Below are 19,741 nucleotides of genomic sequence, written 5' to 3' on the forward strand. Positions count from 1 at the left end.
GGGCGACAATGCCGATGACCGGGGCGAAGGGCGATGCGGCGGAGGGGGCGGAGTCCGCCTCCCGCCTGATCGACGGGCGGATCCGGGAGCTGGGCGACTGGCGGGGCGAGACGCTGGCCCGGATCCGGGCGCTGATCCGGCGGGCCGACCCGGAGGTGGTCGAGGAGTGGAAGTGGCGCGGCGTCCCGGTGTGGTCGCATGCCGGCATCCTCTGCACCGGCGAGACCTACAAGGCCGTGGTCAAGCTGACCTTCGCCAAGGGCGCGGCACTGCCGGACCCGGCGGGCCTGTTCAACTCCAGCCTCGACGGCAACACCCGCCGCGCCGTCGACATCCGCGAGGGCGAGGCGATCGACGAGGCGGCGCTGACGGCCCTGGTCCGCGCGGCCGTGGCGCTGAACGCGGGGGGCCGCGCGAAGAAGGCGCCGAAAGGGGGCTGAGGCACCCGGGCGCCGTCACCGGCCATTCCGTTCGTCGCTGGTCACGACCCCGTCGACCAGATGGATCCGGCGGTCCATCCGCGCCGCCAGGTCGACGTCGTGGGTCACTGCCACCACGGTCTTGCCGCGCTCATGCACCAGCGCCGAGAGGATGGCGAAGACCTGCTCCGAGCTATGGCTGTCGAGGCTGCCGGTCGGCTCGTCCGCCAGCAGCAGCGGCGGGTCGTTGGCCAGCGACCGGGCCACCGCCACGCGCTGGCGCTGGCCGCCCGACAGCTGGTCCGGCCGCTTGCCGCGATGGTCGGCCAGGCCGAGCGCGTCGAGCAGCCCGTCCGCCCGCTCGCGCATCTGCCGGGCGCCGAGGCGGCCGAGCTTGCGCATCGGGATCTCGACATTCTCCCGCGCCGTGAACTCCGGCAGCAGGAAGTGGAATTGGAAGACGAAGCCGATCGAATCCAGCCGCAGCCGGGCCCGATCTCGCTCACCCAGCGCCGATGCATCCTTCCCGGCGATATGCAACTCCCCGCCCGTCTGCCGGTCGAGCAGGCCGAGCAGGTAGAGCAGCGACGACTTGCCGGAGCCGGACGGGCCGGTGACGGCGACCAGCTCGCGCTCGCCGATCGCCAGCGACACGTCCTTGACCAGCGTCACCGGCACCGTCTCCGGCAGCACCCGGGTCAGGCCCCTGGCCTCGACGAGCGCGCTCATGTCGCCCCCCGGATGATGTCGACCGGATTCAGCTTGGCCGCCTGGCGCGCCGGCAGGTAGCCGGCGATGCCGGCCGCCACCAGGGCGAAACCGGCGGCGATCAAATAGTGCCAGGGGCTCCAGGTCAGCGGCAGCCGGGTGATCTCGCGCCCGACATTGGCGCCGGACAGGTGCAACTCGATGCTGGACAGCCCCAGGCACAGGGCGAAGCCCAGCAGCCAGCCGGCCAGCGACCCGGCGAGGCCGAGCGTCAACCCCTCCAGCAGGAACAGCCGGCGCATGTCCCGCGCCTCGAAGCCGAGCGACTTCAGGATGGCGATGTCGCGCGCCTTCTCATGGGTGATGGTCGAGACGATGTTGAAGATGCCGAAGCCGGCCACCAGCAGGATGGCGCCGACCACCGTGTACATGATGATGTTGCGGATGACGAAGGCCTGCAGCAGCGACTCGTTCGCCTCCTGCCAGGCCACCGCCTTGTAGCCGATCAGCGCCTCGGCCCGCTTGGCCACCGCCGGCGCGGCGTTCGGATCATCGAGCTTCAGCCGGATCTCGTTGATGGCGTTCGGCCGCTCGCTCAGGATCTGGGCGATCTTCAGCAGGACATAGCCCTCGCCCTCGTCGCGGGCGGTGACGCCGGTGTGGAACAGGCCGACGATCTTGACCGCGCGGGTCTGGCCGGTGGCGGAGACCAGGGTGACGGTGGTGCCGAGATCGGCGCCCAGCCGCTTGGCCAGGCTGTCCCCGACCACGATGTTGTTGCCCCCGGCGATCAGCGAATCGAAGCTGCCCTGGCGGAAATCCTGGGCGATCGAGGAGACGCGCGCCTCCTGCCGCGGCTCGACGCCATAGATGCTGATGCCGATGTCCTGCCCGGCATAGCGCACCACACCCTGGGTCTTCAGGCTCTTCGACATCCGCCCCGGGATCCAGCCGCTCAGCGCCGCCACCGCCGCGGTCGGGTTCAGGATGCCGCGCCGGTCGTCGCGGGGGCGGAGGCCGGCGATGGCCACCGCGTCGAACTCGTCCTCGGCCGGCTGCCGCGCCGCGGTGCGGCGCTCGTCGGTGATCTGGACATGCGGCATGGTGTCGATCAGCTGGGCGACGAAATCGTCCTCGCCGCCCTGCATCAGCGCCGCCATGGCGATCGAGAAGCCGACGCCCAGCGCGGTGCCCAGGATCGCGACCAGCGTCTGACGGCCACGGCCGATGATGTGGGTGACGGCGAGGTCGAGCAGCAGCCGCATGGCTCAGCCCTCCGGCGCCACCCGGGCGCCGTCGGCCAGCGCCTCGGGGAAGGGGGTGATCACCCGGTCGCCCTCGGCCAGGCCGGAGCGCACCTCGATATCGCGGATGCCGCGGATGCCGGCCGCGATCGTCCGGCGCCGGGCCCGGCCGTCGCCATCGACCGTGAAAACGGCGTCGCCGTTCACCGCCTCGGCCGGCACCAGCAGGGCGTCGGGCACGGTGCGGTTGACGATGTTGACGTCGACCGTCATGCCGATGCGGATGGGCGTGTCGTCCGGCAGGGCCAGGCGCACGCGATAGGTCTTGGCCACCGGGTCGCCCTTCGGGGTGATGCTGTCGACCGTCGCCGGCAGCGCCTGGCCGGGAAAGGCGTCGGCGCGCAGCAGCGCCTTCTGCCCGACCGCGACCAGGGGGATGTCCTCCTCATTGACGTCGGCGATGACCCAGAGCGGCTTCGGCTCGCCGACCCAGAAGATGACGGTGCCGGGGTCGATGATCTCGCCGACCTCGCCGTCCTTGCGCAGCACCAGGCCGCGCATCGGCGCGCGCAGGACGTAGTTCTCCAGCGTCGCGGTCTGGCCGGCGATCATCGCGTCCAGCCGCGACAGCTCGCTGCGCGCCTGGTCCAGCGCCTGGGCGCTGGCGACGTTGCGGCCGACCAGGACCATCTGCCGGTCGTGCTCGGCCGCCGCCAGCTTCTGCCGCGCCTTCAGCTCGGCCAAGGTCGCCTCGGCCTCGCGGCTGTCCAGCCGGGCCAGCTCGGCGCCGGGCTCGATCGCCTCGCCCTCGCAGTCGCAGATCGACACGATCCGCTCCCGCACCAGCGGCGTCACCTTGGCCCAGACGCGCGGCTCGATCACGCCGGTGGCGTAGACGATCTGCGCCGCCTCGCCGCGCCGGGGGGCGACGGTCGTCACCGGGGCGGCCCGGCCGAACAGCCAGAAGACGGCGCCGGCAATCAGCGCGAGCACAAGGACGGCGGACAGGATGCGGACGGTCTTCAACTGCGGCTCCGAAAGCGGCGAGTCGATGAGAATATATATACGAAACAGTATCGTTTCGATATATGATTCGAGAGCAGGCGCGGAGGGCTCGATGTGACGACAGCGGAAACCGGGGGGAAGCGGGCACCGGGGCGGCCCCGCAGCCAGGCGGCGGAGGAGGCGATCCTGAAGGCGGCGCTGGCGCTGTTCCTGGACCATGGCGTCGAGGGGGCGAGCATCGAGCGCATCGCCAAACGGGCCGGGGTCGGCAAGACCACGATCTACCGCCGCTGGTCGTCGAAGGAGGAGCTGCTGGCCCAGGCGATGGGCCGGGTGCGCGAGAACGCCGAACGCGACATGGGCGTCACCGATTTCCGTGACTTCGCCGCACTGCCGCTGGGGCCGACGCTGCGCCGGATGATGGAGCAGGGCGCGGAGCTGATGGCGAGCGACGACAATCGCAAGCTGCTGGCGCGGCTGATCGGCTCGGTACAGAGCCATCCGCGGCTGATGGCGATCTACTGGGAGACCTATCTGCGGCCGCGGCGCGAGGCCTTCGGGGTGCTGCTGGAGCAGGCGAAGGCGCGCGGCGAGCTGCCGGCCACGGCCGACACCGGGATGCTGCAGGACATGATGGGCGGCGCCATGCTGCACCGCCTGCTGATCGACCCTGCGCCGCCGACGGCGGAGGACCTGCGCGGCTATCTCGCCCGTCTGCTGCAACAGCTCGGCCTGGTGGGGCCCGAAGAAGGGTGACGGCTGTTTGCTTCCCTCGCCATCATTGCGAGGAGGCGAAGCCGACGAAGCAATCCAGGGGCCGGTGCGCACCGGCCCCTGGATTGCTTCGCTGCGCTCGCAATGACGGTGTGGGGTCGGAAGGATCTCCCCATCCCTACAGGCCCTTGCTCGCGAGATGTTTCAAGCTTAAAATATCTCTCGGGAGGTCGGCATGACGACAGCTTCATCCCTGGGAGGGCGCCACGCCCTGGTCACCGGCGGCGGCAGCGGTATCGGAGCGGCGGTCGCGGCCGCCCTGACGGCGCGCGGCGCGGCGGTGACCGTGCTGGGCCGGACCGAATCCCGCCTGGCCGCGACCGTCGCCGCCGGCAAGGCGGCCGCCCATGCCGTCGCCGACGTGACGCAGCCGGAGCAGCTGGAGGCCGCCATCGCGCGGCTCGCCGCCGCCCACGGCCCGATCGACATCCTGGTCAACAATGCCGGGGCGGCGGAAAGCGCGCCCTTCGCCCGCACCGACCGGGCGCTGTGGGACCGGATGATCGGCCTCAACCTCGGCGCGGTGTACGACGCGACCCGGCTGGTGCTGCCGGGCATGGCCGGGCGCGGCTGGGGCCGGGTGATCAGCATCGCCAGCATCGCCGGGCTGACCGGCTACCCCTATGTCGCCGCCTATTGCGCCGCCAAGCACGGCGTGGTCGGGCTGACCCGGGCGCTGGCCCAGGAATTCGCGACCAAGGGCGTCACCGTCAACGCCGTCTGCCCCGGCTACACCGACACCGAGCTGGTGCAGGGCGCCGTCGCCCGGATCGAGGGCAAGACCGGCCGCAGCCCGGACGAGATCCGGGCCGAGCTGATCCGCGGCAACCCGCAGGGCCGCCTGATCCAGCCGGACGAGGTGGCGGCCGCCGTCGCCTGGCTGGCCGGGCCCGAGGCGGCGAGCGTCAACGGCATCGCGCTGCCGGTCGCCGGCGGCGAGGTCATGTGAGCGAAGGTCTCTGAGGTCCCGATGAACCAGCCCCCCATCGCCCCGCCGCTCTCCGCCTACCGGGCGCAGCATGTCCTGTGGTCGGTCGAGGGCAAGGTGGCCACGATCACCCTGAACCGGCCGGAGCGGAAGAACCCGCTGACCTTCGACAGCTATGCCGAGTTGGTGGCCATCTTCCGGGCGCTGGCCGCGGATCCCGACATCAAGACCGTGCTGCTCACCGGGGCCGGCGGCAATTTCTGCTCCGGCGGCGACGTGTTCGAGATCATCGGCCCGCTTTTGGACCGCGACATGGCCGGGCTGCTCAACTTCACCCGCATGACCGGCGACCTGGTGAAGGCGATGCGCGCCTGCCCGCAGCCGATCGTGGCGGCGGTCGACGGCGTCTGCGCCGGGGCCGGCGCGATCCTGGCCATGGCGTCGGATCTGCGCCTGGGCACGGCGCGCAGCCGCACCGCCTTCCTGTTCACCCGCGTCGGCCTGGCCGGCTGCGACATGGGCGCCTGCGCGATCCTGCCCCGCATCATCGGCCAGGGCCGGGCGTCGGAGCTGCTGTTCACCGGCCGCAGCATGGACGGGGCGGAGGCCGAGCGCTGGGGCTTCCTGAACCGGCTGGTCGAGCCCGAGGCGCTGCTGGCGGAGGCCACGGCCCTGGCGATGTCGCTGGCCGACGGCCCGACCTTCGCCCACGCCATGACCAAGCGGATGCTGCACCAGGAATGGGACATGGGCGTCGACCAGGCGATCGAGGCCGAAGCGCAAGCGCAGGCGGTGTGCATGCAGACCCGCGACTTCCGCCGCGCCTATGAGGCCTTCGCCGCCAAGTCGAAGCCGGTGTTCGAAGGAAACTAGCGATGCCCGATCGCAGCTTCCTCGACTGGCCGTTCTTCGACGACCGCCACCGCGCTTTGGCGGCGGAGCTCGACGCCTGGGCCGGCGCCACCCTGCCGGGGCTGGTCGACCATCACGACGTCGACGGCTCCTGCCGCCGGTTGGTGGCGGCATTGGGCCAGGCCGGCTGGCTGCGCCATGCGGTGCCGGCCAGCCATGGCGGCGTGGCCGAGCGGCTGGATGTCCGCAGCCTGTGCCTGATCCGCGAGACCCTGGCCCGGCATGACGGGCTGGCCGATTTTGCCTTCGCCATGCAGGGGCTGGGCACCGGCCCGGTCACCCTGTTCGGGTCGGACGCGCTGAAAGACCGGATCCTGCCGCCGGTGCGCGACGGCCGCGCCATCGCCGCCTTCGCCTTGTCGGAGCCCGAGGCCGGATCCGACGTCGCCGCCACCGGCACCATTGCGGTGCCGGATGGGCCGGATTCGGTGCGGATCGACGGCGAGAAGACCTTCATCTCGAATGGCGGCATCGCCGACCATTACGTCGTCTTCGCCCGCACCGGCGAGGCGCCGGGCGCCCGCGGCCTGTCCGCCTTCCTGGTGCCGGCCGACGCGCCGGGGCTGATTGTGGCGGAGCGGATCGAGGTGATCGCGCCGCATCCCCTGGCGACGCTGCGCTTCGAGGGCTGCCGGGTGAATCTGTCCGACCGCATCGGCGGGGCGGGGGAGGGGTTCAAGGTGGCGATGGCGACCTTGGACGTGTTCCGCTCCACCGTCGGCGCCGCGGCGCTGGGCTTCGCCCGCCGGGCGCTGGACGAGGCGCTGGGCCGGGCGCGCGGCCGGAAGATGTTCGGCGGGGTGCTGGGCGACCTGCAGCTCAGCCAGGCCGCCCTGGCCGAGATGGCGACCGAGATCGACGCCAGCGCGCTGCTGATCTATCGCGCCGCCTGGGCCAAGGACCGGGGCGCCGTGCGGGTCACGCGCGAGGCGGCGATGGCCAAGATGCACGCGACCGAGGCGGCGCAGCGCGTGATCGACCGGGCGGTGCAGCTGTTCGGCGGCCTCGGCGTCACCCGCGGTGTCAAGGTCGAGGAGCTGTATCGCGAGATCCGCGCCCTCCGCATCTATGAGGGCGCCACCGAGGTCCAGAAGATCGTCATCGCCCGCCAGCTGCTGGCGGAGGGCTGATCGCATGACCGCCGCCGGAGCCACCCCCTCACCCGGAATCGCTGCGCGATTCCGACCTCTCCCCAAGGAGAGGTGTCCTGTGGCGGACGCTCCGATCCCCTCTCCTCGGGGAGAGGGAGGGGCCCGGCGCCGCAGGCGACGGGAGGGTGAGGGGGCAGAACCGACCCGGAAGAACCGGGCGTAGGGAGAGGCGAGATGGAGACGAAGAGCGCGCATGTCGACAGCTTCGCCCGCGACAATCTTCCGCCGCGGGAGCAATGGCCGGAGTTCCGCTTCACTTTGCCGGCGCTGCAGTATCCGGCGCGGCTGAACTGCGTCGCCGAGTTCCTGGACCGCCACGTCGCCGAGGGCCATGGCGGCCGGCCCTGCCTGATCGCGCCGGGCGTCGAATGGTCCTATGCGGAGCTGCTGGACCGGGTGGACCGCATCGCGCAGGTGCTGGTGCGCGATGCCGGGCTGGTGCCGGGCGACCGGGTGCTGCTGCGCTCGGCCAACAACCCGATGATGGTCGCCAGCTACCTGGCGGCGCTGAAGGCCGGGGCCGTGGTGGTCGCCACCATGCCGCTGCTGCGCGCCAAGGAGCTGGCCTTCATGATCGAGAAGGCCCGCGTCCGCCTCGCCATCTGCGACTCACGGCTGCTGGCGGATCTGGAGACGGCGCGGGCCCAGGCGCCGGTGCTGCGGCACATCCTGACCTTCGGCGGCGGCACCGAAGCCGATCTCGAAGCCCGGATGGACACGGTGCCCGCCGGCTTCGCGCCGGTCGACACGGCGGCGGAGGATATCTGCCTGATCGGCTTCACCTCCGGCACCACCGGGGTGCCGAAGGGCACGATGCACAACCACCGCGACCTGCTGGCGATCTGCGACGCCTATTCCCGCCAGGTGCTGCGGCCGAACGAGTCCGACCGCTTCATCGGCAGCCCGCCTCTGGCCTTCACCTTCGGGCTCGGCGGGCTGGTGCTGTTCCCGATGCGGGCCGGCGCCTCCACCGTGCTGCTGGAGCGGGCGTCGCCGGCCGAGCTCTTGGACGGCATCGAGCGCTTCCGCCCGACCATCAGCTTCACCGCCCCCACCGCCTACCGCGCCATGCTGGCGCAGCGGCCGGGGCGCGACCTGTCCAGCCTGCGCCGCTGCGTCTCGGCCGGCGAGGCGCTGCCGGCCGCCACCTACGAGGCCTGGCGCGACGCCACCGGCATCGAGATCACCGAGGGCATCGGCGCCACCGAGATGCTGCACATCTTCATCGCCTCCAGCCCCGGCGCGGTGCGGCCGGGATCGACCGGCACGGTGGTGCCGGGCTATGAGGCCAAGATCGTCGACGACGACTTCAACGAGCTGCCGGCCGGCGAGGCCGGGCGGCTGGCCGTGCGCGGCCCGACCGGCTGCCGCTACCTCGCCGACGACCGCCAGCTTGCCTATGTCCGCGACGGCTGGAACCTGACCGGCGACACCTATCGCTGCGATGCCGATGGCTATTTCTGGTACCAGGCGCGGTCGGACGACATGATCGTCTCCGCCGGCTACAACATCGCCGGGCCGGAGGTGGAGAACGCGCTGATGACCCATCCGGCGGTGCAGGAATGCGGCGTGGTCGGCGTGCCGGACCCCGACCGCGGCCAGATCGTGAAGGCCTATGTCGTGCTGAAGCCCGGCCAAGCGCCCGACGCCGCGACCCGCAAGGCGCTGCAGGACCATGTGAAGGCCGAGATCGCGCCTTACAAGTATCCGCGGGCGGTGGAGTTCCTGGAGCGGCTGCCGCGCACCGAGACCGGCAAGCTGCAGCGCTTCCAGCTGCGCCGTATGGCCACCGAAGCCTCGGCGGCCTCGGCGAAGGCATCATGAGCGACACTCGCTCCGCACCGCTCCCGGCCGCCGAGCTGCCGGCCGCCGCCTTCACCGCCCGGCAGCCGATCCGGTTCGAGCATTGCGACACCGCCGGCATCGTCTTCTTCGCCCGCTACTTCACCATGATGCAGGGCGCGGTGGAGGCGTGGTTCGCGGCGGAACTGGGCCTCGACTATGCCGACATCATCCAGCGCCGCCGGGTCGGGCTCGGCTATGTCCGGGCCGAATGCGACTACGTGAGTCCGGCGCGGCTGGGCGATGTGCTGGCCCTGACCCTGCTGGTCGAGCGGGTCGGGCGCAGCTCGATCGGCCTGGCCTTCCACGGCCATCGCGACGGCGGGCCGGCCCTGATCGGCCGGCTGGTGCTGGTGACCACGGATATCGCGGAGACGGTGTCGATCCCGGTCCCGGCGGACATCCGGGACGCGGTGGAATCCTATCAGCGGAGATGCGCGACGTGACCATGATCGACCAGACGGTCCTCAGGGCAGGCGAAGGCGGCCTGGTGACGCTGCAGCCGGAAGGCTGGCCGGCGCCGAAGGGCTATGCCAACGGCATGGCGGGGCGCGGCCGGGTGGTCTTCGTCGGCGGCCAGATCGGCTGGGACGCCGAGGGCCGCTTCGCCGAGGGCATGGTTGGCCAGATCGCCCAGGCGCTGCGCAACATCCTGGCGGTGCTGGCCGCGGCCGGGGGCGGGCCGCAGCACATCGCCCGACTGACCTGGTACGTCACCGACATGGAGGCCTACCGCGCCAACCTCAAGCCGCTCGGCCGCGCCTATCGCGAGGTGATGGGCGCGCATTACCCGGCCATGGCGGTGATGCGGGTGGTCGAGCTGGTGGAGCGCGAGGCCCTGGTCGAGATCGAGGCCACCGCCGTGCTGCCGGAGTGACGGGGATGGCCGCCCTCCGCTACGACGACCCGGCTTGGTGCGAGCGGGAGTACAGCACCGGGGCCGTGCCTCCGGACATGGCCGCCGTGATGGGCCGATGGATCGATACCGCCGCGGCCACGCGGGCGCGCCTGCCGCATCAGGCGGACATCGCCTATGGCCGGAACCCGCGCGAGGTCCTGGACCTGTTCCGGGCCGATCGGCCGCGCGGCGCCGTCGTCTTCATCCATGGCGGCTACTGGCGCGCGCGCTCCAAGGACGACGTGTCCTGGGCTGCGGCGGCCCTGGTCCCGGCCGGCTTCACCACCCTGGTGCTGAACTACCCCCTGTGCCCGGAGACCACGATCGCCGGCATCACCGACAGCTGCCGCCAGGCCATCGCCTTCGCCTGGACGACCCTGCTGGGCGAGGCGGAGCGGCGCTGCCTGATCGTCGGCGGCCATTCCGCCGGCGGCTATCTGACGGCCGCGATGCTGGCGACGGGCTGGCCGGCCTTCGGCCTGCCGGCGGCGCCCCTGGCCGGCGGCCTGTCGATCTCGGGTGTGTTCGACTTGCGTCCGCTCATCAACACCAGCATGAACCAGCAGATCCGGCTGACGCCCGGCCAGGCCAGGGACTGGAGCCTGCATGAGGCGCCGCAGCCGGCGCCGGGCGCACCCTTGGAGCTTCTGTTCGGCGGTGCCGAGACATCCGAATTCCACCGCCAATCCGCGCTGATGGCGACCGCCTGGCCGGGCCTGGCCCGCCCCGCGATATCGGTGCCGGGCAAGCACCATTTCAACGTGGTCGAGCAGATCGGCCATCACGGCACACCCGTCTTCGACGCCGTGCTGCGGCTGGCGCAAAGCCGATGACCATCGACCGCGCCCAGTGCGAAGCCCTCGACCGGGACGACCCGCTGCGCCACTGCCGCGGCCGCTTCACCCTGCCGGACGGCGTGCTGTATCTCGACGGCAACTCGCTCGGCGCCCTGCCGCGCGGCGTGGCCGAACGGGTCGGGGCGACGGTGGCGGAGGAGTGGGGGCGGGGCCTGATCCGCTCCTGGAACTCGGCCGGCTGGTACGCCTCGCCGCAGCGCGCCGGGGCGAAGACGGCGCGGCTGATCGGCGCCGCGGCGCATGAGGTCACGGTCACCGACGCGATCTCGATCAACCTGTTCAAGCTGCTGGTCGCCGCCCGCCGGATGCGGCCGGACCGCAAGGTGATCGTGGCCGAGGCCGGCAACTTCCCCTCCGACCTCTATGTCGTCGACAGCGTCGCCCGGCTGGTGGGCTGCAGCGTCCGCCGCGTCCGGGCAGGCGAGGTGGCGGCGGCGGTCGACGGCGATACGGCCGTCGCCACGCTGTCCGAGGTCAATTTCAAGAGCGCCGAGCGCCAGGACATGGCGGCGGTCACCGCGGCCGCCCACGCCCAGGGCGCGCTGATCCTGTGGGACCTCGCCCATTCCAGCGGCGCGGTCGATGTCCAGCTGAACCGGGCCGGCGCCGATTTCGCCATCGGCTGCGGCTACAAGTTCCTCAATGGCGGGCCGGGGGCGCCCGGTCATCTCTTCGTCGCCGAACGGCACCTGGCGGCGGTGGACCAGCCGCTGACCGGCTGGTTCGGCCATGCCGAGCCCTTCGCCTTCAGCGAGGAGTTCGCCCGGGCCGAGGGCATCCGCCGGATGCTGTGCTCGACCCCGCCGATGCTGTCGATGGCGGCCTATGAGGCGGCGCTGGACGCCTATGACGGCGTCACGATGGACGCGGTCGAGGCCAAGGCGCGGGCGATGGGCGACCTGCTGATCGCGCTGTTCGACCAGCGCCTGGCGCCGCTCGGCTGCCGGCTGGAGAGCCCGCGCGACGGGACCCGGCGCGGCAGCCATGTCTCGATCGGCCACGATCAGGGCTATGCGGTGATGCAGGCGCTGATCGCCCGCGGCGTGATCGGCGATTTCCGCGCGCCGGACGTGATGCGCTTCGGTCTGACCCCGCTCTATCTCGGCTATGCCGATGTCTTCGACGCGGTGGCGGCGGTGGAGGACGTCATCACCAGCAAGGCGTTCGAGGCCCCGGAGTTCCAGCGGCGCCACGCGGTGACCTGAGGCGGGGAGGGCGGGGCAGCCCCCTCACCCTCCCGCCGCTTCGCGTCGGGCCCCTCCCTCTCCCCTGGGGAGAGGGAATGGGAGAGCCGGCGCCCTTCACCTCTCCTTGGGGAGAGGTCGAAATCGCGTAGCGATTTCGGGTGAGGGGGCAACCGGCCCCTCAGCAAGAGCCTTACCCCTCCGGCGCCAGCCAGCCGCGGTAGCGGACGATCAGGCCGGCCCAGGGGTGGCGGATCTCGACATGGAAGCGGAACCGCCCCTCCGCCGCGGTCTCCCAGGCCTCGCCGCCCGGCGCCAGGGCCAGCGGCATCGGCAGGCCCAGCAGGCTCCAGCGCCGCACCACCAGGCGCAGCCGGTCGCCGTCCAGCACCAGCGCCAGCCCGACCCGCACCGGGCCGAAGCGCTCCTCCAGCAGTCCCTCGGACCGGCCGCGCCCGGCCTGCTGGGTGCTGGAGAAGGCGCGGCCGGCGAAGCGGCGCCGCCAGGTCTCGACCCCGTCCCGGACCTGGAACGTCACCTCGACCGGCACGTCCTGCCCGGCCGCGGGGAAGCCGATCACCGCCGCCACCAGCCGGGCCGGCAGGCCGGCGCCGCGCTCGACCTCGGCCCGGCCGGCCACCCGCCTGTCGCCGGACAAATCGTGCATCGCCCGCACCGGCTCTGGCAGGTCCGCCCAGGCCTCGCCCAGCATCCGGCGGTACAGCGGCTGCCGTGCCGTTTCCGCCGTCACCTCGCGGCAGCCATGGACGATCGCGCGCCCGGCGAAGAGCGGCTGGTAATCCGCCAGCTCCAGCGCCTCGGTGGCGGCCCGCGCTCCCGGCTCCGGGCGCAGGCCCCGCAGCCGGCGCAGGATCACCGCCGCCGCGGCCATGGATGGGATCAGCGGCCCGTCATCGCCCTCCGCCAGCATGTGCCAGGATCGCTCCACCGGCTGGCCGGCGGCGTCGCGGCCGCGGACGACCACGATCATGCCGCCGCGATGCTCGCCCCAGCGCAGCCGGTTGATGGCGGCGTGGAACAAGGGCGCCAGCGGCCGCAGCGTCGGCACCAGTCCGATCCGCACCAGCCGGGCCAGGGCGTTCAGGCCGCGATGCAGCGCCGCGGGCACCGGGCCGGCGCCGATCCAGATCCCGCGCAGCCCCGGCCACAGTTCCGGCAGCAGCCGCAGATCGGGCACGTCGACCAGGGAAAAGCGGGTGCGGCGCAGCGGCAGCCGGCCCGGCGGCGCGACGGTCCAGCGCCTGGTCTCGACCAGCGCCCGGCCGGTGGCGGGCGCGCCATCCCGCGTCAGCCGCACCTCCCGCCCGGCATAGGAGGCGATGGCGCGGATCACGTTCAGCCCGACCCCGGCATAGGGCGAGGGGGCGATGCCGCCCTCGATGCAGTCCACATGGGCGAGGTCCCGGGCGAGGTGCCGGACCACCGCCGCGGTCAGCACCGGGAAGCTGCTGACGCCGGCCAGCACGGCCACGCCGCGGGCGCGGGCGGCCTCGTCGAAGCGGCCGATGCCCGTGACGAAATCAGCGCCGTCGGCGAGGTCGAGATAGTCGGCGCCGGCGGCGATGCAGGCCTCGACCATGCGGTACGGCGCCTCGCCATAGGTCTGGAACGGGCCGGTGGCGTCGACCACGATCTCGGCGCCCGTTGCGGCGATCCGCGCGGCGTCGGCGGCGTCGCGGTCGACGGCCAGCGGCACCGCCTCGGCCGCGCCGCCCAGCTCCCGGCAGAATGCCTCCGCCTTCGCCTGCGACCGGCCGGCGATCAGCAGGGTCAGCCCAGGCTCCTGCGCCAGCAGCCGGGCCAGCCGGCCGCCGAAGGTGCCATAGCCGCCCAGGATCAGGATTCGCAGGCGGCCGTCGGTCATGTCAGGAAGCGGTCCTCCTGCCCCGGCACCGGCAGCATGCAGCTGTCGCGGCGGCCGAACAGGCGGAAGCGGTTGCGGGCCAGCAAGCCGTACAGCCGCTCGCGCCAGCCGAAGGGCAGCACCAGCAGGGCCGCCGCCAGCGACCAGGGGAAGCCCAGCCGCAGCGCGGTGCGGATCACGCTCTCCGATCTCAGCCAGGCGACGCCGTCGGCCAGCAGGATGTTGGTCTCGTAATCCTCGGGGTCGAGGCCGTAATGGATGTAGAGCGCGCGGCCGGTCGGGGATTGCGCCGGCAGCAGCCGGAACCGTTTCGCCCGGTCATATTTGACGATGAACCGGGCCCAGCCGGAGCACAGGACGCAATGCCCGTCGAACACGATCACCGGCCGGTCGTCGGGGAAGGGCGGCACCGCCGGATCCTGCCGCCAGCTGTAGGGATCGCGCCTGATCATGCCGCTCCGGCCCGCTTGGTTGCTGCCGGGAGACCAGCCTAGGGCATCACCGGGAGCCGCGCGCTGCGGCGGATTGTCGGCGGATCGCGGCGGGGCGGCCTGGACGATAGGCCCATCCGCACCAGTATTCCCTTGATCCGGGGCGGGAGGGCAGGTCGACTGTCCCCAAGGATCGACAGGGAGGAGCGCATGGCGACGTCGCTGGCGGAGCAGTTCCGCCTGATGGCCCGCAACAATGCCTGGGCCAATTCCCGGCTGCACGCCGCCTGCCTGCGGCTGTCGCCGGAGGAGTTCGCGGCGCCGCGCACCGGTTTCTTTCCGTCGCTGCGGCGGACGCTGAACCACATCCTGGTGGTCGACCGCGCCTATCTGGCCGACCTCAAGGGCCCAGGCCGGGCGCACGGCGTCGACCCGATCCCCTATCCCGACGCGGTCGACCTGGCCGCGGCCCAGGCCGAGACCGATCGCGAGCTCGTACGCTTCTGCGACGGGCTGGACGAGGCGGGACTCGACCGGGTGATGCCGATCGACCGGCGCGACGGCGTCGCCCATCGCGAGACCGTCGCCGCCATCCTGTCGCATCTGTTCCAGCACCAGATCCACCATCGCGGCCAGGCGCATGCCATGCTGTCCGCCACCCGGGTGGTGCCGCCGCAGCTGGACGAGTTCTTCCTCGCCTCCGACGCGCCGCGGCGGGACGCGGAGCTGAAGCGGCTGGGACTGGAGCGGCGATCGTGAGAGGCGCGCTCTTCTGCCTGGCCGCGGTGCTGCTGCTGGCAGGTGGCTGCGCCCAGGCCGGATCGGCCGCAAAGCCGGTCCAGCAACAGGCCGACCGCAGGATCACTCGCGGCGACGAAGGCGCGATCCGGGACAAGGTCAGGCAGTGCTGGAACGTCGGTCCTCAGGGCCAGCCCATGTCGAAGGTGACTCTCCGTGTGGCTCGGGTGAAGCCGGACGGCACCGTGTCTCCCGGCGCCGTCACTGTCATCGATGACGGCGGCAACCCGCAATGGGCGGTGGCCGCCCGCCGCGCGGTCCTGAACCCGCTGTGCCAGCCCTGGCCGAGGCCGAGCGCCGGCTGGCCGGACAGCAGCTTCATCCTGGTGTTCGATCCGAAGAATATGTTCTGAGCCGGAGAGGCCGGGACCTCCGGCCTCTCCAAGCCTGCCTAGGAGACGCGGCGCAACTCCTCCTGCGGATGCACCTCTTCACGTGGCGCCGGGCCCGGCTTGATCTCCTCGCCCGTGGTCTTGGACGGCTCGGGCTCCTCACCCGGGGCGCCGCCGCGCAGAGACTTGAGGACCTCTCCCCACTGCCTGGCCTTGTCGGTCGATTGCGGCGGGGGATCGGGGATCTTGGTCACCGTTCCGGTGCTCACGCCGTCGATAGCGTCGCGGAAACCCATCGTTTTCTCTCCTGGATGATTGCGATCGGGCCATCCGGATGACCGCCGGGCCCGTCCTGGTCTTCGCCGGGGGATCAGGACTGTTACCGGATCCGAGGGAAAGATTCTTGCGAATTGAATCCGGGAGTTGTCCCGTGATAGTGGCGAAATCTATAGATTTTCCTCAGATTCCAGGGATTGATTGGGAATTTGGAATAAACGGAATCTGTTGTGTCCCTGCGAGGGTGATAATAGAAGTGAGGTGAGAAGATTTCATCAGGCCTTCTGGATCGAATCGAGAGGATTCGATGAGGGCCCTGTTATTGCCTTCACGCCAAAGGGGAGGATGCAATGACTTCGGCGCGCGAGCCTGCCGATCTTCTGGGACTGCTGGTCGATGGCGAGCGGCTGGTGGGCGGCCCCGGCCCCGACACCCTGGCCGGCGGCGACGGCAACGACGTGATCTACGGCAAGGGCGGTGACGACACGCTGCGGGGCGGCGCCGGCAACGACCAGCTGATCGGCGGCGCCGGGGCCGACCAGATCGACGGTGGCGCCGGCATCGATACCGCCTGGTACGGTGCCAGCGCCGGCCATGTCCATGTCGACCTCGGCAGCGGCGCGGGCCATCTTGGCGACGCCGAGGGCGACCAGCTTTCCGGCATCGAGAACGTCCGCGGCTCGCGGTTCGACGACACGCTGGTCGGCGATCGCGGCGCAAACCTCCTGGCCGGCGGCGAGGGCGACGACACGCTTCGCGGCGGGGTGGGGTCAGACATCCTCGATGGCGGCGCCGGAACCGACACGGCCGACTACACGGCCTCCATCGGCGGCGTCACGGTCGACCTCACCACCGGCACCGGTGCCGGCGGCGATGCGACGCGCGACCGGCTCATCGGCATCGAGAACGTCACCGGCAGCGGCTCCGCGGACACGCTGCTGGACGATACCGGGGACAATGTGCTGACGCCCGGCCGCGGCGTGGATCAAGTCTGGATTTCCGGCGGGCATGACCGGGTCGTCTACACCGGAGCCGCCGATTTCGAGGGCACCTATGAGTACATCCACGTTCCTGAAACCGGCTCCGGCACCGTGACGGTCGATCTGGCCGCGGTCGATGCCGACGCTACCCAAGCCGGGAACCAGGCCTTCGTCCTGACCGGCGCCAGCTCCTTCACGGGAACCCCGGGGGAGATGGTGCAGAACGAACTCGACACCGGCATCCTGTACATGTTCGACCTGGACGGGGATTTCGAGTCGGATGGCGGCTTCATCCTCGAATCCAATGGCAATGGCCTGCCAAGCTACGATCTGGACATCATCCTGTAGCGGCTATCCGGCCGGGTGCGGCGTGGCCTCGCCTCGCCCGAGCTGCGCTTCGACCAACGCCTCGGCGGCCCAGACGATGGCGTGGCCGGGGCCGCCGCGGCCGCGCAGGGTTTGGCTGATCGCATAGGCGCCCTCGACCAGCAGCACCAGCCCGTCGGCCAGGGTCTTCGGGTCGGGCGCCCCCAGCGCCTCGGCCAGCCGCAGCAGCCGGCGGCGCAGCTCGCGCTTGTTCTCCTCGGCCACCCGGCGACCGGGATGGCTCGGCTCCGGGAACTCGGTGGCGTCGTTGGTGAAGGGGCAGCCGCGATAGTCCGGCGCGGTGGTGCGGTCGGCCAGGTACTCCATCATCGCCCGCAGCTGCGCCCGCGGGTCGCCCTCATGCCTGGCGAAGGCGCGGTCCCAGCGCTGCCAGTAATCGGCGTTGCGGTCCGCGAGGTAGGCGACGATCAGGTCGTCCTTCGACGGGAAGGCGCGGTACAGGCTGATCTTGGCCACCCCCGCCTCCTTGGCGATGGCGTCGACCCCGACCGCGCGGATGCCCTGGCGGTAGAACAGCTCGTCGGCGACCGCGAAGATCCGGTCGCGCGCCCGCTTCGGCGCCGTGCCGTCCGGCGTCGCGGCTTCCCGGGTCGTCTTCGACTGCGCCATCGTCCCACCTCTTGGGCTTGACATGTAACCGATCGGTTCGTACGTCTTGGCAGCCGACGAACCGATCGGTTACATTTGGGCCGGATCGAGGCCGTTGTCCAGCCGCAACGGACCATCCGCCGAAGCTGTCGAGGACCCGTCGATGACCGCCCTTGTCGCGCGCCTGGTGTCGGGCCGCCTGCATTTCGGTTGGATCGCGGCCGCGGTCGCGTTCCTGGTGCTGCTCGCCGCCGCCGGCGTCCGGGCCACGCCCAGCGTGCTGATCGTGCCGCTGGAGCAGTCCTTCGGCTGGAGCCGCGAGACCATCTCCTTCGCCATCGGCGTCAACATCTTCCTGTACGGGCTGATGGGCCCCTTCGCCGCGGCGGCGATGCAGCGCTTCGGCATCCGCCCGGTGATCATCTTCGCCCTGGCGCTCTTGGCCGCCGCCGTGTCCGGCTCGACCCTGGTCACCCAGGAATGGCAGCTGGTGCTGACCTGGGGCGTGCTGGTCGGCTTCGGCAGCGGCATCGCCGCGATGGTGTTCGGCGCCACCATCGTCAACCGCTGGTTCCAGGAGCGGCGCGGCCTGGTCATGGGCCTGCTGACCGCCAGCACCGCCACCGGTTCGCTGGTGTTCCTGCCGATCCTGGCCGCGGTGGCGGAGGATTTCGGCTGGCAGCCGGTGGCCTGGGTGGTCGCCATCGTCGTCGCCGCGATGATCCCGCTCGTCTTCCTGCTGCTGCCGGAGCGGCCGCAGGATGTCGGCCTGTCGCGGCTGGGCGAGGCGCCGGGCGCCGCCCCCGCTGCCGCCACCGGCAACCCGATCCTCACCGCCTTCCGCATCCTCGGCCGGGCCTCGAAGAAGCGCGACTTCTGGCTGCTGGCCGGCAGCTTCTTCGTCTGCGGCCTGACCACCAACGGGCTGATCGGTACGCATCTGATCTCCGCCTGCATCGACCAGGGCATCCCGGCCACCACCGGCGCCGCCCTCCTGGCCGCCATGGGCATCTTCGATCTGATCGGCACCACCGCCTCGGGCTGGCTGTCCGACCGCTATTCCAGCCGCTGGCTGCTGTTCTGGTATTACGGTCTGCGCGGCCTGTCGCTGATCTACCTGCCGTTCTCCGGCTTCTCCTTCTACGGCCTGTCGATCTTCGCCGTGTTCTACGGCCTCGACTGGATCGCGACCGTGCCGCCGACGCTGAAATTGACCAACGACGCCTTCGGCAAGGACGACGCGCCGGTGGTGTTCGGCTGGATCGCCGCGTCGCACCAGGTCGGCGCCGCCACCGCCGCCTTCGGCGCCGGCGTGATCCGCACCGCCATGGACGGCTATCTGCTGGCCTTCCTGATCGCCGGTGTGATCTGCGTCGGCGCCGCCTTCATGGTGCTGGCGATCGGCCGCGGCCAGCACCCGGCCACCGGCCGGCTGGTCGAGGCGACCGCTTGATCTGGCTGCCGGGGCGGGGAAGCCCTGCCCCGGCGGTTCCGGGGGTGGTCATCGGCGCGGCGGCGCGGCAGTCTCTCCGGCAACGAATCGGAACCGGAGAGGCTTCATGGCGGACAACTGCGCCCAGGCGATCATCGACGCCTTCACCCGCAGCGGCGTGGACACCGCCTTCGGCATCCCCGGCGTGCACACGCTCGAGCTGTACCGCGCCCTCGGCCGCAACGGGCTGCGCCATGTCGCCGTGCGGCACGAGCAGGGCGCCGCCTTCATGGCCGACGGCCATGCCCGGGCCAGCGGCCGCCCGGCGATTTGCGTGCTGATCACCGGCCCCGGCCTGCTGAACGCCGCCACCGGCATCGGCCAGGCCTATTCCGACAGCGTGCCGATGGTGGTGCTGTCCACCGTCAACGCCCGCCGCGATCTCGGCCTCGGCCGGGGCGAGCTGCACGAGATGCGCAACCAGCGTCTTGCGATGGAGGGGCTGGTCGCCTCCGCCCTCACCGTGGTCGACGCCTCCCAGGCGCGTGCCGCGGCCGATCTCAGCCTGGCGCGGATGAGCATGGGCCGGCCACGCCCGGTCTATATCGAGCTGCCGCTGGACATCGCCACCGCCGAGGCGCCGGCGGTGCCGATCACCAGCAGCACCATGGCGGTGGTGCGCACCGCGCCCTGCACCGCCTCGACGAAGC

General features: G+C 71.5%; 22 protein-coding genes. 15 read left to right on the forward strand and 7 right to left on the reverse strand.

All coding sequences use genetic code 11. The features are described from left to right. The first annotated feature begins 14 nt into the window (after positions 1-14). Complete coding sequence (locus BWR60_RS14340; protein ID WP_218823493.1) at positions 15-440, forward strand: DUF1801 domain-containing protein; 426 nt, start codon at positions 15-17, stop codon at positions 438-440. 15 nt (positions 441-455) lie between these two features. Here BWR60_RS14340 and BWR60_RS14345 read toward each other — a convergent pair whose 3' ends face one another. Genes BWR60_RS14345 through BWR60_RS14355 form a run of 3 tightly spaced genes read right to left on the reverse strand, consistent with a single transcriptional unit; the run spans position 456 to position 3,397 of the window. Next, positions 456-1,148, reverse strand: coding sequence for an ABC transporter ATP-binding protein (locus BWR60_RS14345; RefSeq protein ID WP_088151705.1), 693 nt, complete (start codon positions 1,146-1,148; stop codon positions 456-458). Beyond that, positions 1,145-2,392 carry an ABC transporter permease gene (locus tag BWR60_RS14350; RefSeq protein WP_088151706.1) on the reverse strand — a complete coding sequence of 416 codons (1,248 nt, stop codon included), beginning with the start codon at positions 2,390-2,392 and terminating at the stop codon, positions 1,145-1,147. Before BWR60_RS14350 ends, BWR60_RS14345 begins: the two co-directional genes overlap by 4 nt. A 3-nt stretch (positions 2,393-2,395) precedes the next feature. Further along, on the reverse strand, positions 2,396-3,397 hold the full coding sequence (locus BWR60_RS14355) for an efflux RND transporter periplasmic adaptor subunit (RefSeq protein ID WP_218823494.1): 1,002 nt from the start codon (positions 3,395-3,397) through the stop codon (positions 2,396-2,398). Positions 3,398-3,490: 93 nt separating this feature from the next. Between BWR60_RS14355 and BWR60_RS14360 the strand changes: the two genes are divergently transcribed. The 9 genes from BWR60_RS14360 to kynU all read left to right on the forward strand — a co-directional run bounded on the left by BWR60_RS14360 (position 3,491) and on the right by kynU (position 11,943). Then, positions 3,491-4,132 (forward strand): TetR/AcrR family transcriptional regulator, encoded by a 642-nt coding sequence (locus tag BWR60_RS14360; RefSeq protein ID WP_088151732.1) that lies wholly within the window; start codon positions 3,491-3,493, stop codon positions 4,130-4,132. A gap of 193 nt (positions 4,133-4,325) precedes the next feature. Then, positions 4,326-5,099 carry an SDR family NAD(P)-dependent oxidoreductase gene (locus BWR60_RS14365; RefSeq protein ID WP_088151708.1) on the forward strand — a complete coding sequence of 258 codons (774 nt, stop codon included), beginning with the start codon at positions 4,326-4,328 and terminating at the stop codon, positions 5,097-5,099. 21 nt (positions 5,100-5,120) lie between these two features. Then, positions 5,121-5,951 (forward strand): enoyl-CoA hydratase family protein, encoded by an 831-nt coding sequence (locus BWR60_RS14370; RefSeq protein WP_088151709.1) that lies wholly within the window; start codon positions 5,121-5,123, stop codon positions 5,949-5,951. 2 nt (positions 5,952-5,953) lie between these two features. Beyond that, the gene (locus tag BWR60_RS14375) at positions 5,954-7,120 is read left to right on the forward strand and encodes an acyl-CoA dehydrogenase family protein (protein WP_088151710.1); all 1,167 of its coding nucleotides are present in this window, start codon (positions 5,954-5,956) and stop codon (positions 7,118-7,120) included. 195 nt (positions 7,121-7,315) lie between these two features. Next, a complete protein-coding gene (locus BWR60_RS14380; protein ID WP_088151711.1) occupies positions 7,316-8,965 on the forward strand; it encodes a benzoate-CoA ligase family protein in 1,650 nt (549 codons plus the stop codon). Further along, positions 8,962-9,429, forward strand: coding sequence for an acyl-CoA thioesterase (locus BWR60_RS14385; protein ID WP_088151712.1), 468 nt, complete (start codon positions 8,962-8,964; stop codon positions 9,427-9,429). Before BWR60_RS14380 ends, BWR60_RS14385 begins: the two co-directional genes overlap by 4 nt. Positions 9,430-9,431: 2 nt before the next feature. Continuing rightward, positions 9,432-9,860, forward strand: coding sequence for a RidA family protein (locus BWR60_RS14390; protein WP_218823498.1), 429 nt, complete (start codon positions 9,432-9,434; stop codon positions 9,858-9,860). 5 nt (positions 9,861-9,865) lie between these two features. Continuing rightward, entirely contained in the window at positions 9,866-10,714 is an 849-nt protein-coding gene (locus BWR60_RS14395; protein ID WP_088151714.1) for an alpha/beta hydrolase, read from the forward strand. Beyond that, on the forward strand, positions 10,711-11,943 hold the full coding sequence (gene kynU / locus BWR60_RS14400) for a kynureninase (RefSeq protein ID WP_088151715.1): 1,233 nt from the start codon (positions 10,711-10,713) through the stop codon (positions 11,941-11,943). Before BWR60_RS14395 ends, kynU begins: the two co-directional genes overlap by 4 nt. A 172-nt stretch (positions 11,944-12,115) precedes the next feature. Here the strand turns inward: kynU and BWR60_RS14405 are convergent, their stop codons facing one another. Together BWR60_RS14405 and BWR60_RS14410 are read right to left on the reverse strand one after the other, a co-directional pair. Next, entirely contained in the window at positions 12,116-13,807 is a 1,692-nt protein-coding gene (locus BWR60_RS14405; protein WP_088151716.1) for a DUF4166 domain-containing protein, read from the reverse strand. Beyond that, positions 13,804-14,259 (reverse strand): thiol-disulfide oxidoreductase DCC family protein, encoded by a 456-nt coding sequence (locus BWR60_RS14410; RefSeq protein ID WP_088151717.1) that lies wholly within the window; start codon positions 14,257-14,259, stop codon positions 13,804-13,806. Before BWR60_RS14410 ends, BWR60_RS14405 begins: the two co-directional genes overlap by 4 nt. 189 nt (positions 14,260-14,448) lie before the next feature. Between BWR60_RS14410 and BWR60_RS14415 the strand changes: the two genes are divergently transcribed. Next, positions 14,449-14,997 carry a DinB family protein gene (locus tag BWR60_RS14415; RefSeq protein WP_088151718.1) on the forward strand — a complete coding sequence of 183 codons (549 nt, stop codon included), beginning with the start codon at positions 14,449-14,451 and terminating at the stop codon, positions 14,995-14,997. Beyond that, positions 14,994-15,389 carry a hypothetical protein gene (locus tag BWR60_RS14420; protein ID WP_088151719.1) on the forward strand — a complete coding sequence of 132 codons (396 nt, stop codon included), beginning with the start codon at positions 14,994-14,996 and terminating at the stop codon, positions 15,387-15,389. Before BWR60_RS14415 ends, BWR60_RS14420 begins: the two co-directional genes overlap by 4 nt. Before the next feature lie 38 nt (positions 15,390-15,427). Here the strand turns inward: BWR60_RS14420 and BWR60_RS14425 are convergent, their stop codons facing one another. Continuing rightward, positions 15,428-15,664 carry a hypothetical protein gene (locus BWR60_RS14425; RefSeq protein ID WP_088151720.1) on the reverse strand — a complete coding sequence of 79 codons (237 nt, stop codon included), beginning with the start codon at positions 15,662-15,664 and terminating at the stop codon, positions 15,428-15,430. 330 nt (positions 15,665-15,994) lie between these two features. Here BWR60_RS14425 and BWR60_RS14430 point away from each other — a divergent pair, with 330 nt between their 5' ends. After that, entirely contained in the window at positions 15,995-16,972 is a 978-nt protein-coding gene (locus BWR60_RS14430; RefSeq protein ID WP_088151721.1) for a calcium-binding protein, read from the forward strand. Positions 16,973-16,975: 3 nt separating this feature from the next. On the opposite strand, the gene BWR60_RS14435 is transcribed toward BWR60_RS14430, so the two are convergent. Next, positions 16,976-17,620 (reverse strand): TetR/AcrR family transcriptional regulator, encoded by a 645-nt coding sequence (locus tag BWR60_RS14435; RefSeq protein ID WP_088151722.1) that lies wholly within the window; start codon positions 17,618-17,620, stop codon positions 16,976-16,978. A gap of 142 nt (positions 17,621-17,762) precedes the next feature. Here BWR60_RS14435 and BWR60_RS14440 point away from each other — a divergent pair, with 142 nt between their 5' ends. Next, a complete protein-coding gene (locus tag BWR60_RS14440; protein ID WP_088151723.1) occupies positions 17,763-19,052 on the forward strand; it encodes an MFS transporter in 1,290 nt (429 codons plus the stop codon). Between the two features lie 106 nt (positions 19,053-19,158). Then, positions 19,159-19,741, forward strand: a 583-nt coding sequence (locus tag BWR60_RS14445) for a thiamine pyrophosphate-binding protein (protein WP_252997355.1), incomplete at its 3' end; no start/stop codon positions are given.

The sequence above is a fragment of the Inquilinus limosus genome, assembly GCF_002195995.1.
GTDB lineage: Bacteria > Pseudomonadota > Alphaproteobacteria > DSM-16000 > Inquilinaceae > Inquilinus > Inquilinus limosus_C.